This is a genomic window from Pseudomonas sp. COR18 (genome assembly GCF_048568395.1).
Classification (GTDB): domain Bacteria; phylum Pseudomonadota; class Gammaproteobacteria; order Pseudomonadales; family Pseudomonadaceae; genus Aquipseudomonas; species Aquipseudomonas fuscovaginae_B.
Genome location: NZ_CP183808.1, coordinates 149,739 through 168,560, shown reverse-complemented (window position 1 = coordinate 168,560; position 18,822 = coordinate 149,739). Strand labels below are relative to the sequence as shown.

Here is an 18,822-nt window from a genome sequence, read left to right as displayed (position 1 = left end):
CCCTGCTGCCTGGCGTTCCCAATAATGAAAACCATGAACGAAGACGCTGTCCTCAACGAACCCCCAACCGCTGCGACCTCGGTGCGCCGCCGCTCGCTGCTGGCGGCTTGCGGCGCCCATGCAGTGCACGATGGCCTGACTGATGTGATCTATGTCCTGCTGCCGATCTGGCAAGTGCAGTTCGGCTTGAGCTACGCCCAGGTCGGTTTGCTGCGCGGCGCCTATTCCGGGGTGATGGCCGGCTTGCAGTTGCTGGCGAGCCGGGCTGCGCGGCGCTGGGGGCGCGAGCGCCTGCTGATCGGCGGGACCGCGCTGGCGGGAGTGGCCTATCTGCTGGCCGGGCAGGCCGGTGGGCTGATGGTACTGTTGCTGGCGCTGATGTTGGGCGGACTGGGCGCCAGTACCCAGCACCCCTTGGCGTCCTCGATGGTCACCGACAGCCATGAGGCCGGAGGGGGCGTGAAGGAGGCGCTGTCGCAATACAACTTCGCCGGCGACATCGGCAAGATGCTGATCCCGGCGCTGGTCGGTCTGCTGCTGACACTGATCAGCTGGCGTACCAGTGTCAGCCTGGTCGGGCTGCTGGGCTTGGCGGCTGCTGCGCTGCTGTGGTGGCTGATTCCGAGGCGGGAGCATCGCGCAGTTGCTCAGGAGAAACAGGCCAAGGCCGGTGTCGGTAGCGGCTCCGTCAGCGGGTTGCGGGCGCTGCTGGCGACCGGCGTGCTGGACAGTGCGGTGCGCATGGGGTTTCTCACTTTCCTGCCGTTCCTGCTGACCAGTAAGGGGGCCGGGACGGCGGGCATCGGCGTGGCGTTGGCGCTGCTGTTCGTCGGCGGTGCCTTCGGCAAGCTGCTCTGCGGTTACCTGGGGGCGCGCATCGGCATGGTGAGGACGGTCTGGCTGACGGAGTCGGCCACGGCACTGCTGATCATCCTGGCGGTGTACCTGCCGTTGGCGGGCCTGATGCTGATGTTGCCGCTGCTGGGGCTGGCCCTGAACGGCACCTCCTCGGTGCTGTATGGCGCGGTGCCGGATGTCTCGCCAGCGGGGCGTCGCGAGCAGGCGTTCGCCCTGTTCTACACCGGTACGATCGGCGGGGGGGCGCTGGCGCCGATGCTGTCTGGACGACTGGGCGATCTCACCGGCATACCGGTGGCGGTGATCACCCTGGCGGCGATCCTGCTGCTGACGTTGCCGCTGGTGTGGGTCGTGCAGCGGGGGCTGGAGCGTTCGGCCCTGGCGGCGGGCAGCCAGGGCTGAGCGATAGGGCTATTGCGCCGGGTTCAGTCCGTCGCGGACCTGCATCAGCGCAAAGCCCAGCAGGTTCAGGCCTTGCCAGGTGTTGGGATCGTTCACCCGCGCATCGTCCTGGGCCAGGCCGATGCCCCAGATGCTGTCGACCGGGCTGGCCTCGACGAGGATGCGTGAGCCGGTGCCGCGCAGGAAGTCGCCCAGCGCCGGGTTCTGTGAGAACTTGGCCTGGTTGGCTTTCACGACAATCCCGTAGCGATGCTGCAGCCATTTCTGATCATCGAAGCCGCGTACCTTGCGACCCAGGGCCTTGGCCGCGCCGGGTGTCGGGGCGTGCAGCACCTGGGTGCGAATGTCCTGATCATCGAACAGTGCGGCCTTCTCGGCCATCATGAAATGCTCGGCGGTGAGGTAGCGTTGCCCGTCGACGGTGAATTCGGCGTTATACCACTGGCTGAAGCAACTGGCGGTGAGGGTGTCCTTGCTGCGCTGGTGGCCCCAGAAGAACACGTACTTCAGGGTTTCGCCGGCGTTGAAGCGAGCGCGCAGGGCGTCCAGGTGAATGGAGTCGGGCAAGTGGGCCTCCTTGGCGGCAGACAGTTTGAGGGGCTGAGGTTACCACGATGGGCCGAGGTTGATTGCAGGGGCGGGTGGGTAGGGGGTCAAGTCGGGTGGGGTTTTGTTATGGTGAGCGTTTTATTCGCGAGCCCGAGATCCCGATGCCTGTCATTCGCCCCGCACGTCCTGACGATATTCCCGCCCTGGCGGCGGTCGAGCGTTCCGCCGCGTCCATTTTTCGCGAAGTCGGACTGGGCTGGGTGGCCGAGGGCGAGCCGTTGCCGGCGGATTATCTGGAGCAGTTGTGTCGTCACCGTACCTTGTGGGTGGCAACCGATGCCGACGATCAGCCGGTGGGCTTTCTGGCAGCGGAAACCATGGATCGCTCGTTCTTCATCGTCGAGCTGTCGGTGCATGCTGTGCATCAGAAACTGGGGTTGGGTACCGCTCTTATGGCCGCGGCGCTCGCCCATGCGCGGGCCGAACTGTTCGCAACGGCGAGCCTGACCACCTACCGGCATTTGCGCTGGAATGCGCCGTTCTATGCGCGGCTGGGGTTTGTCGAGGTCGAGGCGGCGAGTCTGGGCGAGGAACATGTGGCGCAGTTGCAGCATGAAGTGGGCTTAGGCCATGACGCGGGGTTGCGGTGTGCGATGGTGTTGCGGCTGAAGGGCTAGGAGCCGCAGTTTGAGCCGAGGCGGGAAGCCTGCTGCGCAAGTTGGCCGCTGGAGAACGGCGTGGTCCGAAAACAGCGGCTATTGCTGGGTGATGAAGGAGGTCGGGACATGGTTCGTCAACCAGACGCCATTGTCGGCCTGGAAGAACTTGAAGCCCTGCTGATGCATTTTCAGCGCATCGATTTCCAGTACCACAGGCTTGCCGTATCGCTGTCCGACCGCGACGGCGGTGTTCACTTCCTGGGAGAGGTGCACATGATGGCGAGAGCCCGGGATCAATCCCTTCTGTTGGATCGACTCCAGGAAGCGGGTGGCTGTGCCGTGGTACAGGACCTCGGGCGGCACTTTCTCGATGTGCTGGATGCTGACCGTTTCGGTGGAGTGCCCCTGCACGGCACGGATGCGGCGTGCGTCTTCGCAAAGAGCAAAGCGCTTTTTGTCGTTGCTGCTGACCACCGCCTGGATCAGTTCGCGGTCCAGAGTACGGCCTGACTGGGCGGCGCCAGCGATCAGGGCGTCGATATCCGCCCAGCCTTCGCTGTCCAGTTGAAGGCCGATGGACTGGGGCTCGTGTCGTAGAACGTAGCTGAGGAACTTGCTGGTTTCGGTGAGTTTTTTAGTGTTCATCCTTTCCTTTTTGATTTTTTCCTGGGTGAAGCGGCTATCTGTTTTTAAAAATTATCACATCGATTGGGACGAGCACAGCGCGTCATTCGGCCTTGATCCCAGTGCCTCTGGAGTCTCAGATGGCAACGACGCAAGCGTCAGCGCTAGTGCGCCAGGCAGTAAAGATTGATCACAGAATTTCGGATGCCAGTGGGGGGGCTTTTTCTTTAGCCTCTGATCCCTACAGGCAATCGCCTTTGCCATCTGAAGCTTGACGACACCCTCCCTGACTGACCGTTCGGATCATGGGAAGGTCATGTCTGCCACTGTTTCCCATCTGGCTCATTGAGGTTTATCCGCTGCATCTGAACCAGCAGATTAGGTAGCCAGGACGCTTGTCTCAGTGCTATCCGACAATTAAGCGGGGTAAAGGTGTCGGTCAGATTCTCACTATGGGTGCTGTGATTTTTTACTCAGGAGCGTATTGTGTATGTACGTACGTAAATACAGGGCGTCCTATGCAGTTTGAATGGGACGAAGACAAGAACCAACTGAACATTCACAAACATGGCATCGACTTCAATGATGTCACGGACATGTTCCAGCACCCCATGTTGGCCCTGCGCGATGACCGCTACGGCTATGGCGAGGAGCGCTGGATTGGCCTTGGCTGGATCAAGGCGCTGGTGGGCGTGGTCGTATACACCGAGCGACGAGGGGATGTGATTCGTATCCTGTCCGCCCGAAAAGCCACTAAACAGGAGGCTAAACGCTATGTCGAAAACTGATTGGGAGCGTCTGGCTAAACAGGAAGATCAAGACATCGACACCCATGATATGCCGGAGTTGGGTGAAGACTTCTTTCGTCGTGCCGAACTGCGCGTGCCGGTAAAGCAGGCGGTGACTATCCGTCTGGATGCTGATGTGCTCGAGTGGTTCAAGGGACAAGGTGCGGGCTATCAGACTCGGATCAACCAACTGCTGCGTCAGTACATGCAGGCCCAGCAAAGCCAAAATCATCGGTAGATACTGCTTGAGGTAGTGACAACGGTAAGCCGGGCTTCCCGTTGTCACTACCTCAGCTCTATCAGTTGTCAGTGCCGATTTATCCAGCACGGAATCCACCCACATCTGAGCCATTTCGATCAGATGCACCACGCCCATGGCGACCTTGCGGTTCGAGCCGGTCTGGTTGTCCGCGTTCTCATAGGCGGTGGCCGCTGCCGATTGCAGGATGGAGTAGACGGTCACCAGCGCGTCTTCCTGATGTCTGGATTCGGGCGGGCTATTGCGTAACGGTCCGAGATCGTAATGAGACAAGGCTCGGTCGGCGATGTGCGGGGCGACGGTTTCTGCGTGAGATGAGGCCGGGGGATTGGGGGTAATCTTGAACATGCAGCATGACTCCCTAGTTTGGCTGGAGCCGCCACTGCCCGCGACTAAACGATAAGGTGGCGGCCGTACGCAGGTTAGTCGACCGGAAACTAGGGAACCGGCGCACCCGAGGGTGCCCTGCGCACGGCCACCATATAGCTCAGGCAAAAATGCCTGTCTCAAGGATGACGCTATGCGCCTTAGTTTCGCGGGCGACTAAACCCGGTCACTGATGAGCAGTGACGAGCCGAAGCCTAGCCACGGGATCAGGCGCAAACAAGCGCTTGGGATTTTCTAGGAAATTTCACTCAGGGGAAAGGGAGTTGTCCCGCTTTGGTCGCTGGGATGCACGCACCTTCTGTTTCAAACCGTGATCTTCGGCAACTGCCATCCCCAGCTCACCGAAGCCAGGCGCAGTGCGATGCAGGCGGCTGCGGCCAGCAGTGCGGCGCTCACCGGCGGTACACCCAGGCGCCGGGCGATGATCAGCGCGGCGGCGCCGGTGAAGGCAGAGCTGGCATACAGGTCGGCCTGCAGCACCATCGGAATGCGCGCCAGCACGATATCGCGAATGACCCCGCCACCGACGCCGGTGATGGTGCCCATCAGCATCGAGACGAAGGGCGAGATGCCGAAGTTCAGTGCCTTCTGTGCACCGGCGATGGCGAACAGGGCCAGGCCTGCGGTATCCAGCAGGGTCAGCAGCGACTCCGACAGGCTGAACACCTGGGTATGAAAGACAAAGGCCAGCAGCCCCATGGCAAACGCCAGGGCCGGATAGCGCCAGTCGCGTATCGCGTTGGGGGGCGTGGCGCCGATCAGCAGGTCGCGGGTGACGCCGCCACCCAGGGCCACGATGAAGGCAATCACCATCACCCCCAGCAGATCCAGGCCCGCGCGCATGGCACTGATCGCACCTTCAACGGCGAACACGGCGGTACCGACCAGGTCCGCAAGCAGCACCACCTGTTCGACTCGGGTTTTCATGAGCGGGTCCCTCTCTGGCCTGGGCGGGATACCACAACATTAGACGGTGAGTGGAGAGCCGTGAGGTGGGGCGGGGAGGCGATTTTGCTGATCTCCGTTCTCTCCCGCGTAGCAGAGAGATCGTTGACGTCAAGATAGTGGCAAATTAATATTGTGACATCATATTAATATCATTCGTGCAGAAAACGGGCTGCCTGTCTCTTTGTAGAGAGATCAGGCGGCCCGTTTTTTGTGTGGAACGCCGAGATTTTTGACATGGACGTTCGCCAGTTCGCCTTCCTTGCGCGCCAGCCTTCTGCATCCCTGAAAAACCGTGACCATTGCCTGGGGCTGCCCAAGCGCGGGATTGCCTTCCTGCTGGCGAACGTCATGTTCTGGCAACCCCTGTGGGCCCAGGCCGACGGCATCGTGGTCAGTGCGCCGGGGACGACGCTGGGGCAGGCGGGCAATGGCGTGCCCATCGTCAACATCGCCGCACCCAATGCCAGCGGCCTGTCGCACAACCAGTTCCAGGACTACAACGTCGGCAGCAACGGCGTCATCCTCAACAACGCCACCGGCCGCACCCAGTCGACGCAACTGGGCGGGATCATTCTCGGCAACAGCAACCTCAACGGTCGCGCCGCGTCGACCATTCTCAACGAGGTCAACGGTGGTAGCCCGAGCCAACTGCGCGGCTACACCGAAGTGGCGGGTCAGTCGGCCCATGTGATCGTCGCCAACCCCTATGGCATCAGTTGCAACGGTTGCGGCTTCATCAACACGCCGCAGGCGACGCTGACCACCGGCAAACCGGTGATCGAGAACGGTGAGGTCAGCCGTTACCAAGTGGACAAGGGCAGTGTGTCTATCGAAGGCGCGGGCCTGAACGCCAACAATCTCGACCGCTTCGAGATCATCACCCGCTCGGCCAAGCTCAATGCCGAGATCCAGGCGAAGAACCTGACCCTCGTCGCCGGGGCCAACGACGTTGATGCCAAGACCCTGCAGGCGACCGCGCGCGCAGCCGATCCGGCCACTGCACCGCAACTGGCGATCGACTCCTCGGCCCTGGGCGGCATGTACGCCGGCGCGATCAAACTGGTGGGCACCGAAGCCGGTGTCGGGGTGAAGCTCGACGGCAAGATGGTCGCCAGCGGCGGTGACATTCAGCTCGATGCCAACGGCCACCTGAGCCTGGTCGATACCGCCGCGACCGGGGCGGTCAATATCAAGGCCCAGAGCCTGGAAGCCAAGGGCCCGGTCTATGCCGGCACCACCCTGGACGTGAAGACCGCCGGCGACCTGACCAGCCAGAACAACCTGGTGGCCAAGGACCGCATCACCGTGAACAGCGGCGGCCAACTGACCAACAACGGCATCATCGAAGCCGGGGTCAATGCCGATAACAGCCGCAATACTGAAGGCGACGTTGAAGTCACCGCGCAGAACTTCAGCAACACCGGCAAGAGCGTCATCGCCAGCCGCGACCTGACGGTCACCACCACCCAGACCCTGACCAACCAGGGCGGTACCCTGAGCGGCAAGCGCCAGGTCACGGTCATCGCCGGCACCCTCGACAACCAGAACCAGGGCCGGGTCCTGAGTTCGGACAGCCTGAACCTGACCGCCGACACGACGTTGAACGGGCAGGGCGGCCTGATCAACAGCGTCGGCCAACTGACCGCGACTCTCGGCCATCTGAACAACAACGGCGGTGAAGTTTCCAGCAAGGCCAGCAGCACGCTGATCCTCGGCACGATGGACAACCTCACCGGCCTGGTGATGGCTGAGAACACCCTGAACCTCACCGCCACCGGCGCGCTCAACAACCAGAACGGTGTGATCTCCGGCTGGCAGGGCCTGACCGTCACCGGCACCCGCCTGGACAACCGCAACAGCGGTACCGTCTCCAGCCGCAACGGTGATGTCGCAGTCACCCTCAGCGGTGCGCTGCTCAACAGCCAGGCCGGTGCGGTGGTCAGCCAGAAAACCCTGACCGTCAAGGCCGACAGCCTCGACAACAGCGACCTGGGCGTCCTCTCCAGCGGCGATGCCCAGAAGCTCACCATCACTGGCCTGCTCGACAACACCCTGGGCGGCGCCATCACCAGCTCGGCCGTCTTGACCCTGCAGGCGATGACCCTGAACAACGCCGGCACGATCAGCGCCGATGACGCACTGAGCTTCACCGGCACCGATCTGGACAACAGCCACGGCACCTTCACCGGCAATGCCGGGGTCACTCTCGACCTGCTCGGCACCCTGACCAATCACTACGGCAAGCTCTCCAGCGCCGGACCGCTGCGGGTGCAGCGCAGTGCACAGATCAACAACCAGCACGGCGGCATCAACAGCCAGGGCCTGCTGACCCTGCTCACCGGCAGCCTGGACAACAGCCAGCAGGGCACCATCGGCGCCACCGACACCCTGCTGATCACTGCCAGCGGCCACGTCGACAACAGCGCCGACGGCCTGATCGCCAGCCGTAACGCCGACCTGCAACTCACTGCCGACAGCCTGGGCAATGCCAAGGGCTCGCTGCAGGGCAAGGGCGCGGTTAGCCTGACCGCCACGGGCGATATCGACAACCAGAGCGGCAAGGTCATCGCCCAGGACGGTGACCTGACCGTCACCGCCGCCAACCTCGACAGCCGCGGCGGCCTGCTGTCCAGCGTCAAGGGCGCGTTCGAAAGCCACATCGTCGGCGTACTGAAAAACGGCTATGACCTGAGCGACAACAACCAGGGCGGCACGATCCAGGCGCAGCGCCTGGCCCTCAATGCCTTCGGCGGCATCGACAACAACGGTGGCCGCATCGCCGCCCAGGCCGGCGACGCGGTGCTCGATGCCCGCAACGGCAACCTCGACAACCGCAATGGCGGCCTCTACGCCTCTAACCTGGTACAGGTCAGCGGCAACGACCTGGACAACAGCGGTGACCAGGGCGGCAAGATCAGCGCCAGCGAAATCAGTTTCTCCCTGCTGGGCAAGCTGAACAACCGCCAGGGCATCATCGAAAGTGGCAGCACCCTGTCGACCACGGCGGCCAGCCTGGACAACCAGAATGGCCAGCTGCGCTCGCTGGGCCGTAGCCTCAAGACCGTCTTCGCCATCGGCGGTTTGCTCGACAACAGCAACGGCACCCTGGAAACCGCCAATACCGATATTGCGCTCGACGCCGGTAGCTTCCGCAACCAGGGCGGCAGCCTGCTGCACGTCGGTACCGGGATCTTCGGCCTCTCCATGGCCAACCTCGAGGACGTCGGCGGCCGACTGGTCACCCATGGCGACCTGACGCTCGACGGCGACAGCTGGACCAACAGCACCTCGATTCAGGCCGAGCACCTGACCGTCAACGTCAACCGCCTGACCCAGACCGCCAGCGGCCAGCTTCTGTCGACGTCGGACTTGAAGGGCCGCGGGATCGACTGGAGCAACGATGGGCTGTTCGGCACCGACGGTGCCCTGGATATCGACCTGAGCGGCCACTACAGCGGCAAGGGCCGCCTGAGCAGCCTCGGCACCCTGGACTTCCACGCGGCGCAGGCCGATCTGGAGAGTACGGCGAGCATCGCCGGCGGTGGCGACACCACGATCAACCTCGATGCCTTGCTCAACAACGCCGGGCGCGTGACCTCCAGCAACAACCTGAAACTGACCGCAGCCGGTGTGACCAACACCGGCACCCTGGGCAGCGGCAAGGACCTGCTGGTCACCACCGGGGCGCTGGTCAACGACCAGGGCCTGATCTCCAGCGGCGGCGACCTGCAGTTGCTGGCCAGCCGCTTCACCAATAGCTATGCGCAGGTCTACAGCCTGGGGACGGCGTTGATTGCCCGCGACGGGGCGGGGACCCAGGCCGATCTGCTGGATAACCGCTCGGGGGACATCGAGAGCCTCGGCAAGCTGACGATTGCGGCGATGACCGTCAACAACATCATGGATGTGCTGGAATACACCGAGCATGAAAAGAGTGCCACGGGCATTACCCGGCTTTCCTGCACGCTGATCCCCGTGGCCGGCTGCGATGATCGGGGTGGTGGCCGTATCAACGGCCTGTGGGAACTGGCGGAAACCGATCGCCTGAATGTCACCCGCAGCACCGCGGCCGCCAGCCTGACCAGTGGCGCCGACCTGCAGATCGACACGCAAACGCTGAACAACACCAGCAGTATCATTGCCGCGACGGGCAATGTGCAGGTCAACGCCAGCACGATCAACAACAAGGGCTTGCAACCGCAGGAAATCAAAACCACGCGCCGCTACTGGAGTTTCGTCAACGAAACCGGCGCCGCGGCCGGCGCTGCCGCGACGTTCAACGCCAGAAACAACCCGACGCCCTCGGCTTCCTACGGTTCGGACCTGAGTGCGTTCTTCCGCTGGGCGACCGTCGACCTGGGGGGACTTCAGTCACCACCAACATCAGTGACAAGTCCTACGACGCCATCATCCAGGCCGGTGGCAATGTCACGCTCGATGCCGATAACAAGATCAGCAACAGCGTCATCCGGCCTTTTTATGAGTATGTCGCAGCAGGCCGCACCGCCGCCGACACGGGGACGGGTAACGGTTTTTCGACGGCGGTGTACATCAACGCGCAGCTCCCGCCCGACCTGGCCCAGCAGCAGATCAACCCGGTGACCTTGCCCGGCTTCAGCTTGCCGACAGGCCAGAACGGTCTGTTCCGCCTGAGCGGGCAGGGCAGTACGGCCCAGGCCGCCAACCCGCCGCATGTACCGGGCTTGCCGGATACCTCGGGGCGCTCCAGCCCGCAGAAATACCTGATCGAAACCAACCCGGTGCTCACCGACCTCAAGCAGTTCATGAGTTCGGACTACCTGCTGTCCAACCTGGGCTACGACCCGGACGCCAGTGCCAAGCGCCTGGGTGATGGTTTCTATGAGCAGAAACTGATCCAGCAGGCCGTGACGGCTCGTACCGGGCAGCGTTTCATCGATGGGCAGACCTCCGATGACGCGATGTTCAAGTACCTGATGAACAACGCCGTCGCCAGCAAGCAGCAACTGAATCTGCAACTGGGCGTAACCCTGACCTCCGAACAGGTCGCGGCGCTGACCCACGACATCGTCTGGATGGAAAACCAGACGATCAATGGTGAGCAGGTCCTGGTTCCGGTGCTTTACCTGGCCAATGCCAATAACCGCCTGGCGGACAATGGCGCGCTGATCCAGGGCGCAGATGTAAGCCTGATCGCCGGCAAGGACCTGGAAAACGCCGGCACCCTGCGGGCCAGCAACAACCTGAAGGCGACCGCCAACAATGACCTTGTGAACAGCGGTCTGCTGGAGGCGGGCAATCGTCTCGACGCCTTGGCGAACAACAACCTCAGCAACAAGGCCGGCGGGATTATCGCCGGGCGCGACGTGAGCGTGACGGCCGTCACGGGCGATGTGCGCAACGAGCGGACGGTGACCACGCATCAGAGCCATGACGGCCTGATCAGCGATCGCAAGGATTTTGCGGACAGTGCTGCGCGTATCGAGGCGGGCAATGACCTGAGCGTCAAGGCGGGTCGTGATGTCGTCAGCCAGGGCAGTGTCCTGCAAAGCGGGCGCGACACACAGATCACGGGCGGGCGGGATGTCAGCATCGCCTCGACCGAGCAGGCCAGCAGTGTCCGCTATGACAACTACGCCAGTGCCCAGGTGACTCAGTTGAGTTCGACGCTGAGTTCCGGGCGGGATGTGTCCATCAGCGCCGGGCGCGATCTGAGGAGCACTGCCAGCCAGATTGATGCCAAGCGCGATATTGCCATGGGCGCGCTCAATGATCTCACACTGCATTCAGCCGTGAATGAAAGTAGCTACAGCGGTTGGAATAAGAAGTATCGGGGGGAGGAGAACCATAGCAGCCAGGTTTCCAGCTCGGTCAATGCTGGCGGCAGCCTGATGCTGACGGCGGGCAACGATCTGAGGTTGGTGGCCAGCCGAGTGACATCGGGTAATGATGCTTATGTTTACGCAGGTAATGATCTGACGCTGGAAACGGCAGCAAACAGTGATTACTCCTACTACTCCAAGACCAAAAAAGGCTCTTGGGGCAAGAAGTCATCGACGATGACGGAAAGCGGTAGTGAACAGGTTGTTTCTTCGGTTATCGAGGCGCAAGGGAAGACCACGATTGCCGCTGTTAATGACGTAAATATCACGGGCTCAACCGTTAATAGTGAAAAGGGTGCTCTGGTTGTTCAAGCTGGCAACGACGTCAACTTGAGCGCAGCGCAAAACAGCCAGTTCAACGCTTCGGCCAAGTCGAAGTCGGGTGGTTTCGGATTCTCCAGTACGAGCAAGAAAAGCAGTGACTCTTCCAGCAGCACATCGCTGACAGGGGCAACGCTTAGCGCGGATACGACGCTGATTCAGGCAGGGCATGATCTTGTCGTTTCCGCCAGCAACGTGGTTTCTACAGAACAAACCGATTTGCAAGCCCGCAACGACATCCGCATTGAGAGTGATACCGAAAGCTTCAGTGCACAACATAGCCAGTCGACCAAGAAGTCTGGCTTGATGAGTTCTGGTGGCATAGGTGTGACCTTGGGTTCCTCCAAGAATACCTATACGCAAAGCACTGAAACCAAAACAGAAAAGGCCAGTACCGTTGGCAGTGTGCTGGGCAGCGTGAATATCACTGCTGGCAAGGATCTGACTATCAAGGCCAGCGATGTGGTCGCTGATAAAGATATCAACCTCGCTGGGCAAAATGTTCATATCACTGATGCTGCCAATACCAACTCAACTCGTTCCGCTCAGACCAGCAGCAAGAGCGGTTTGACGTTAGCGTTGTCCGGTGTCGTTGGTGAAGCGGTCAATACCGCAGTACAAACTGTTCAGGCCGCCAAGCAGGAGGACGACTCCCGTCTTGCGGCATTGCAGGGCATCAAGGCTGGCTTGTCCGGGTATCAGGCTTGGCAGGGCGCTCAGGCACTGGAGTCTGGTGCACAGACTGGTAGCTTTGTGGGTATCTCCTTGTCACTGGGAACCCAGAAGTCCAGCTCCAAGCAGCTTCAGGAGCAAAGCGTCAGTCAAGGAAGCAGCCTGACGGCTGGTAAAGACCTGACCATCATTGCGACGGGTAATGGGCAGCCGGGTTCCACTGCTGGAGATATTTCTGTCGTCGGCAGCAAGCTGCAGGCCAGTCATGATGTATCGATGACTGCCGCTCGGGACATTGAGCTGAGTGCGGGAAGTAATGTCCAGAAGCAGGAAGGCTCCAACAAGAGTGGTGGTGGAGCGGTTGGCATCAGTCTGGGGGTGAGTTCCAGTGGTGCGGGGCTAAGTATCTTTGCTAGCGGAAACAGTGGTGTCGGCAAGGAGAACGGCAATGGGACTGCCTGGACAGAAACCACTGTCACCGCTGGTAATCAACTGACCCTGAAAAGTGGCCGGGATACTACGTTGGAAGGCGCGCAGGCTACAGCCCAGAAGGTGGTTGCCGATGTTGGCCGTAATCTGGCATTGACCAGTCTGCAAGACTCCGATCGTTTTGATTCCAAGCAGACCAACGTCAGCGGCGGTGCCAGCTTTACTTTCGGCACCATGTCGGGCAGCGCATCGCTCAGTATCAGCCAGGACAAGATCAAGTCGAACTTCGACAGCGTTCAGGAGCAAACCGGCCTTTTTGCCGGTAAGGATGGCTATCAGGTCTCTGTTGGGGAGCATACCCAGCTTAATGGTGCGGCAATCGCGAGTACATCCACTGCCGATCAAAACAAGCTGAGCACTGGAACACTGGGTTGGACCGATATCGGTAACAAGGCTGACTTTACCAGCCAGCACCAAGGAATCAGCGGCGGGACAGGTGGCAACACCGGTTCGATGTTCATGGGCAACATGGGCAGCATGCTGTTGGCTGGAGCGAACCACAGTGGTCATGACAGTAGTACAACCTACTCGGCGGTCTCGGCGGGTGAGATCAACATCCGTGACAAGGACAAGCAGCAGCAGGATGTCGCCACGCTGAGCCGTGATGTCGAGCACGCGAACAATGCTCTGAGCCCGATTTTTGACAAGGAAAAAGAGCAGAAACGTTTGCGCCAGGCACAACTGATCGGAGAGATCGGTACCCAGGCAGCAGACATTATTCGAACCCAAGGAGCAATTGAGACAGCCAAGGCGCTGAAGGATCCTCAGAAGATCGAAGCGGCTCGTCAGCAATTGGCCGAGAAGGGCAACACCAATCCCACCAACGAGCAAATTGCCAACCAGATTACCAACGTTGTCATGCGTGATTACGGCACGGGGGGTAACTACCAACGTGCCGCGCAGGCTGTTACGGCCGCGATTCAGGGGCTGGCTGGTGGCAACATTGCTCAAGCTTTGGCGGGGGCATCGGCGCCCTATCTGGCCGGCATTATCAAGGAGAGTACGGGGGATAATCTCGAAGCCAGAATCATGGCCCACGCGGTTCTTGGCGCAGTATTGGCTAAGTCTCAGGATGGTTCGGCGTTGGCTGGAGCCGCTGGCGCCAGTATAGGGGAATTGCTTGCAGCTCAGCTTTATCCAGGCAAGAAAGCCAGTGAGCTGAGTGAAGTTGAAAAGCAGAAAATCTCGGCGTTGTCGACGCTGGCCGGTGGTTTGGTGGGGGGCCTGATTGGTGGCGACTCGGCCAGTGCCGTCGTGGCAGGCAACACGGCGAAGAACGCTGTTGAGAACAATGAAATATCTTTCCCTCTGAGTGATAGCTTCGGTGCGGCCGCAGCTAGTTGGGACACCTATCTGGTTCAGCAGGGAGCGACTCCGGAGGAAAGAAGCGAAGCTCAACGAGCGCTTGCGAGAGGTGATGGTTACAGAGGGCCAGGCCACGATTTTGTTGAAGGCTGGGCGTATGCTTCTGGAGCTGCTGGCGCTGCTTTGGCTCTCCCAGAGTTAGCCATGGGGTGTGGGCTTTCTCCTGCGTTGTGCAATGAGGTGGGTATCATTGCGGCAGAGATTGCTGGTGGGGATGCTGCGTTAGGTGGTACCGCTTTTGGGGTTTTTGGTGGTGCTGGCGTTGCCTTAAAGGAAGGTGCAAAGGGGACGGAGGAAGCCGGTAAGCTTCTTGAAGACGCAAGTCGGCAGTTGGAAGAGTATATTGCGACTTTTGGTAAGTATAAGCCGCCAACTGTTATTGGTGCTGTGGATCCTTTAACAGGAAGGATCGTAACTGCATCCAGCGGAGCAATTCCGGATGTAATTGCTCCTGAGTTAAAGGCGTATGCTGAGAGTTTGGGTGGGTTGGGAGTAAAAACTGCGTGTGGTAATACGTTGGGGCGCTGCGCTGAATTTAGGGCTGCTAATGAATTGCTTTTGAATAATCCTGGCCTCAAGCTGGGCGATATTAAGTTCACGTCGGCGATTCGCCCGAGGACGGGAGATGTAGTTCCTCGTTGTGAGAATTGCACTAACATATTTGGAGCTGAGTAATGGAATTGGAAATGGATGAGGAGTTTTTAGAAGTCAATGATTTGGATTGGTTTGCTTCTTGTCAAGATGGCCGGCTCGCACATTTTGCGACGGGCGGTCGAGGTTTTGTCCCAGTGGCAGTAAGGGAATCAATATCCGTGTATGAGTATGTTTATGATTACTTTTTTCTATAGAAGATAATGTTGACGTTGAGGTTGTTGAGGGTAATCTCCCTGAGTTTAGTGATAGTGCTCAGCGTGAGCGCTACTTACGGTCATTTGTTGGTATGGCCAGGAGAGGTTTATTTAGTTATGATGCTAATTATGATGGGGGGTACAATTTAATAGCTAGGCCTAAGAAAAATAGAAAGGTTTGTGATTTGCCTGGGAATATTAATGATGTTATTCATGTGTTGCCTTTAATTTTTTCTGTGAATATAGAGGTGAAAGATCTCCTTTGATTTTTAGGGGAATGAATCTGAGGATCATCTGGCCGGCCTCCGCACCTCACGGAGGTGGCGCAAAATTCAAGGTGTGAAAACAGAAACGGGGACGGATTTATTTTCAGAAACGGGGACGGATTTATTTTCTCCGATAATGCTCTGCAACGAGGCCAGTTGACAGGAACAGATCGTTTCGTGGGCGAGGTGGAGAGTATTGTTGACACGAATTCCGAAGCGGCCGAAGCGAGACTCGGGAAATAAATCCGTCCCCGTTTTTGTCCCGTTTTTGTCCGTTCCATACATACCGTCGAAGTAGTGATTATGAATAAATTCAATGTTTTTCCAGACTTGACTGACTATTCTTATGGGATAGCGCCTTATATTTTGAAAGGGGTGAAAAATGTTGGTTGGATTGATGTTGAATCTGAGTTTTCGACGGGAGACATGCCGATTTCGACTTTTAATAAATTGAAGTCTCTTGTCGATGGCGCTGGTTGTGTTAAGCCTCTTGTGGAGCCGCTTCGGGAATTTCCTGTTTGTGAATTATGTGGTGAGATTAAGCTGTTTGGGTCTTCTGGGAGATTAATACCTGATTCTGGGCTTTGGATTCCTGGGCGTGAAGTTGTCTATGCGTCTCCTGTGATGATTCTCCATTATATTGAGGTTCATGGTTATCTTCCTCCTGTAGAATATATTTCTGCAATTGATGCGTTGGATGAAAATATTCCTTTTGTTGCAGATGACTTATATAGAGAAAGGTTGTGGCATAGCGAGTGGGGTAAGTTATCGGCTGAGGAGAAAATGGATATTGCTAGAGTAAATAGCGAGCGAATGTCTGGCGGAAAATCAAATTAGGCTGGCCGGGAAGGGCGGAGGAGCTGGGGCAGATTGTTTTAGGGTTTATTTTCTGCAATAGAAACGGCAGTAGAAACGGGGACGTAGAAACGGGGACGTAGAAACGGGGACGTAGAAACGGGGACGTAGAAACGGGCGTCTGCAGAAACGGGGACGCCCATTAGCCGGTCTCGCGTCAAGGTCAAATGCCACCTCGCCCTGCTGTTTTTAACGGCAGGGTTTGTCCTCCAACTCAACCTGATCGGTTGAACCCGTCGAACCCGTTTTCTCATGGTCTGGCTACGACCGAGTCGTGCCTGACACCCATTTGGATCAAGCGGTCGCGATACTGCGCGCGCCGCCCTGGCAGCTAACTGCCCCAGAGAAACGTTGGTGCCGCCAAGATGTCCAAAACGTGTCACAGAACTGTGGTTCGTGCTAATACATGTCCAGTCCCAACGGGATCACTTGGCAGACGACCCGGTTACAACACACTCAGGCGGTGACAGCCGGCTTCCACTCAGATTTTGTGGTTCACGCCCAGTCCCGTTTTGGTTGGCCGGCCATCACCTTAACTCGTCCTTTAGACGAAACAGCGCTTGGCATCGAAAGGCTGTTTCTCTTCAGCAAAAACGGGGACGAGCAAAAACGGGGACGGATTTATTTTCTGAACCGTCTGCTACTCTGAAACCTTCAACGGAAGGAGGCTTCAGGTATGCCCAGGATGGGACGTATTGTTTTACCAAACTACCCGCACCATGTAGTACAACGCGGTCATAACCGTCAGATAGTGTTTGCGGATGCGGAAGATTATCACCGTTATCTCGAAAATCTGCGGGAGCTCAAGGAAGTATTCGGCGTGAAGGTCTACGCCTATTGCCTGATGACCAATCATGTTCATCTTTTGCTGGCCCCCGGTGACGCGGTTGCAGGGTTGGGCCAGTTGATGAAGGCGCTGGCAGCACGGACGACACGTTATCGCAATCGGCTGGAGGGTCGTTCGGGCACCTTGTGGGAAAGCCGATACAAGTCCAGTGTCGTGCAATCGGATGCTTATCTGCTGGCGTGTTGTCGCTACATCGAACTGAATCCTGTGCGTGCTCGAATGGTCGCTGATCCGGTAGATTACCCATGGTCGAGCTATCAGGCTCGGATGAGTGGTGTAGAAAACGACTGTTTGCTGGATGTTGATCCTTGCTTCGCTGCTTTGGGTGATACTGCGAAAGAACGTGGCCAGCGTTACGAGGCATTTGTTCGACAAGCTGTTGCAACTGATGAAATCAGTCTGATCCGCGATGCTTTGCAAAGAAGTCAGTTGACCGGGACGGATCGTTTCGTGGACGAGGTGGAAAGGATTATTGGCTTACGGATAGAGAAACGAGGTCCGGGGCGGCCGGCTCGGAGTCAGGAAAATAAATCCGTCCCCGTTTTTCGGTCCCCGTTTTTCCGAGGTCCGGAGCGGCAGAAGCGAGGCTCGGGAAATAAATCCGTTCCCATTTTTCGTTTTTAATAGTGTTTAAAGATTGTGCTGCTGGAAGTGTTCCTGTTGTTCAGTCGGCTCTGATGTTATCTCTTGATGACTTGGGGCGAACACCGAGAACCAAGCCTTTTTCCATGTGCTCAGTGATGCGGGCTGAAAGGGCCTCGCGCTCCTCTGCGCTGGGCCAGTTGGACAGCAGTTTTGCTACTTGCGCACGTTTGTAGTTTTCCAAGTTTCTGTCGTCGACGTCGTAAGGGATTCTGTGTATCTTACGTTTTATCAATAGTTTTCCGGGGGTTTGATTGAAGGCCAGCTCCAGCAGGGTCGGGTTGTTGTTTTTTATTGTCCGGATGCTTTTATTGTCGGTAACGGTGATTTCTGGTTTTAGCCAACTGCCTTCGGCCATTCTGGTTCTTGCATCGCCATTTTTTTGGGGCCAACTTGTCAACTCAGTCCAGCCACTGCCTGTCTCGTTGCGCATTATCGTTTTCTTCAGCGTCTTCTCGTTGGAGGCATTGACGCCCAGTCTGGAGGTGTAGAACTTTGTTGTGCTGTTAGCGCTTTTTATTCGCCAGAGATCAGGAAGCACCGTGCGGGGGCTTGGAGTTGAAATGTGTCCATCGCGATCTACTCGATTGACGGGGTCAGCCAGGCAATACAGATAGCTGTTTATGCCGCCAGCACCAAAAGGGCTCCAGCTGTCCGGGCTATTGAAACGCATCAATACCGGATTGAAGACACGATAGCCATTACCCAGCGGATAGTGCCCAGTGATCGGATCGGCTCTTTCACCCTTGAAGCCCAGCAAGCTGCCCAGGTGACTTGTTATCTTGCCATGACCATAGGGGGTATAGGCGATGGGGTGGTCAATGGCGCCTCGGAGGGTTTTCAGCACCGAGCGTTGCGAGTCTGTGGCCAGTAGCCAGGTGTTCTGGGCATTATCCTGGCGCTGTTGCTGAGCCAGTAGCTGGTTGTCGTGTTGAAAAAAACGGGTCTGTTTAGCGCCCTGAATCTCGTTGGCCAAGCGGCTTTCGCAGTAGAAACGCAGGAGATTGGCTTGGTTTGATACAGCGCAGTCGATCAGGCGATCCAGTGGATCGTAGTGATAGCGACACAGTAGGGTTTCGCGGGGGAGCGTCAGCATTGGCCAGACTCCAGGCAGGGTCGAAACTGCTGTGCCGAGTGTGGGCTTTTTCCGGGTCATTGCCTACTGGCAGAACTATTAGGTTC

13 protein-coding genes and 1 pseudogene are annotated in these 18,822 nt (G+C 58.3%); 9 read left to right on the top strand and 5 right to left on the bottom strand.

All coding sequences use genetic code 11. From position 1 onward, the window contains the following. Positions 1-33: 33 nt before the first annotated feature. Complete coding sequence (locus ACM62G_RS00750) at positions 34-1,260, top strand: MFS transporter (RefSeq protein WP_419736490.1); 1,227 nt, start codon at positions 34-36, stop codon at positions 1,258-1,260. A gap of 9 nt (positions 1,261-1,269) precedes the next feature. On the opposite strand, the gene ACM62G_RS00745 is transcribed toward ACM62G_RS00750, so the two are convergent. After that, on the bottom strand, positions 1,270-1,827 hold the full coding sequence (locus tag ACM62G_RS00745) for an NADAR family protein (protein WP_054056407.1): 558 nt from the start codon (positions 1,825-1,827) through the stop codon (positions 1,270-1,272). Between the two features lie 143 nt (positions 1,828-1,970). Between ACM62G_RS00745 and ACM62G_RS00740 the strand changes: the two genes are divergently transcribed. After that, positions 1,971-2,486: a GNAT family N-acetyltransferase gene (locus ACM62G_RS00740; protein WP_273823357.1), complete on the top strand. Its 516-nt coding sequence runs from the start codon at positions 1,971-1,973 to the stop codon at positions 2,484-2,486. Positions 2,487-2,564: 78 nt separating this feature from the next. Here the strand turns inward: ACM62G_RS00740 and ACM62G_RS00735 are convergent, their stop codons facing one another. Further along, entirely contained in the window at positions 2,565-3,113 is a 549-nt protein-coding gene (locus tag ACM62G_RS00735; protein WP_273823358.1) for an RNA 2'-phosphotransferase, read from the bottom strand. Between the two features lie 497 nt (positions 3,114-3,610). Between ACM62G_RS00735 and ACM62G_RS00730 the strand changes: the two genes are divergently transcribed. Continuing rightward, positions 3,611-3,880 (top strand): BrnT family toxin, encoded by a 270-nt coding sequence (locus ACM62G_RS00730; RefSeq protein WP_416772765.1) that lies wholly within the window; start codon positions 3,611-3,613, stop codon positions 3,878-3,880. Further along, positions 3,867-4,118, top strand: a complete 252-nt coding sequence (locus ACM62G_RS00725; RefSeq protein WP_273823396.1) for a BrnA antitoxin family protein — start codon at positions 3,867-3,869, stop codon at positions 4,116-4,118. The genes ACM62G_RS00730 and ACM62G_RS00725 overlap by 14 nt, the downstream gene beginning before the upstream one ends. Positions 4,119-4,208: 90 nt before the next feature. Here the strand turns inward: ACM62G_RS00725 and ACM62G_RS00720 are convergent. Beyond that, positions 4,209-4,487, bottom strand: a pseudogene (locus tag ACM62G_RS00720) (DUF6124 family protein); the annotation flags it as partial. A gap of 342 nt (positions 4,488-4,829) precedes the next feature. Further along, positions 4,830-5,453, bottom strand: a complete 624-nt coding sequence (locus ACM62G_RS00715; RefSeq protein ID WP_419736489.1) for a trimeric intracellular cation channel family protein — start codon at positions 5,451-5,453, stop codon at positions 4,830-4,832. 255 nt (positions 5,454-5,708) lie between these two features. Here ACM62G_RS00715 and ACM62G_RS00710 point away from each other — a divergent pair, with 255 nt between their 5' ends. The 5 genes from ACM62G_RS00710 to ACM62G_RS00690 all read left to right on the top strand — a co-directional run bounded on the left by ACM62G_RS00710 (position 5,709) and on the right by ACM62G_RS00690 (position 17,622). Continuing rightward, on the top strand, positions 5,709-10,076 hold the full coding sequence (locus tag ACM62G_RS00710; protein ID WP_419736488.1) for a filamentous hemagglutinin N-terminal domain-containing protein: 4,368 nt from the start codon (positions 5,709-5,711) through the stop codon (positions 10,074-10,076). Then, the gene (locus tag ACM62G_RS00705) at positions 10,019-14,857 is read left to right on the top strand and encodes a hemagglutinin repeat-containing protein (RefSeq protein ID WP_419736487.1); all 4,839 of its coding nucleotides are present in this window, start codon (positions 10,019-10,021) and stop codon (positions 14,855-14,857) included. The genes ACM62G_RS00710 and ACM62G_RS00705 overlap by 58 nt, the downstream gene beginning before the upstream one ends. 742 nt (positions 14,858-15,599) lie before the next feature. Then, entirely contained in the window at positions 15,600-16,133 is a 534-nt protein-coding gene (locus ACM62G_RS00700; RefSeq protein ID WP_419736486.1) for a hypothetical protein, read from the top strand. A gap of 424 nt (positions 16,134-16,557) precedes the next feature. Then, positions 16,558-16,800 (top strand): hypothetical protein, encoded by a 243-nt coding sequence (locus tag ACM62G_RS00695; RefSeq protein ID WP_419736485.1) that lies wholly within the window; start codon positions 16,558-16,560, stop codon positions 16,798-16,800. A 27-nt stretch (positions 16,801-16,827) separates the two neighbouring features. Next, positions 16,828-17,622: a transposase gene (locus ACM62G_RS00690; RefSeq protein WP_419736484.1), complete on the top strand. Its 795-nt coding sequence runs from the start codon at positions 16,828-16,830 to the stop codon at positions 17,620-17,622. 40 nt (positions 17,623-17,662) lie between these two features. On the opposite strand, the gene ACM62G_RS00685 is transcribed toward ACM62G_RS00690, so the two are convergent. Then, the gene (locus tag ACM62G_RS00685) at positions 17,663-18,736 is read right to left on the bottom strand and encodes an RHS repeat-associated core domain-containing protein (RefSeq protein WP_419736483.1); all 1,074 of its coding nucleotides are present in this window, start codon (positions 18,734-18,736) and stop codon (positions 17,663-17,665) included. Between the last annotated feature and the right edge of the window lie 86 nt (positions 18,737-18,822).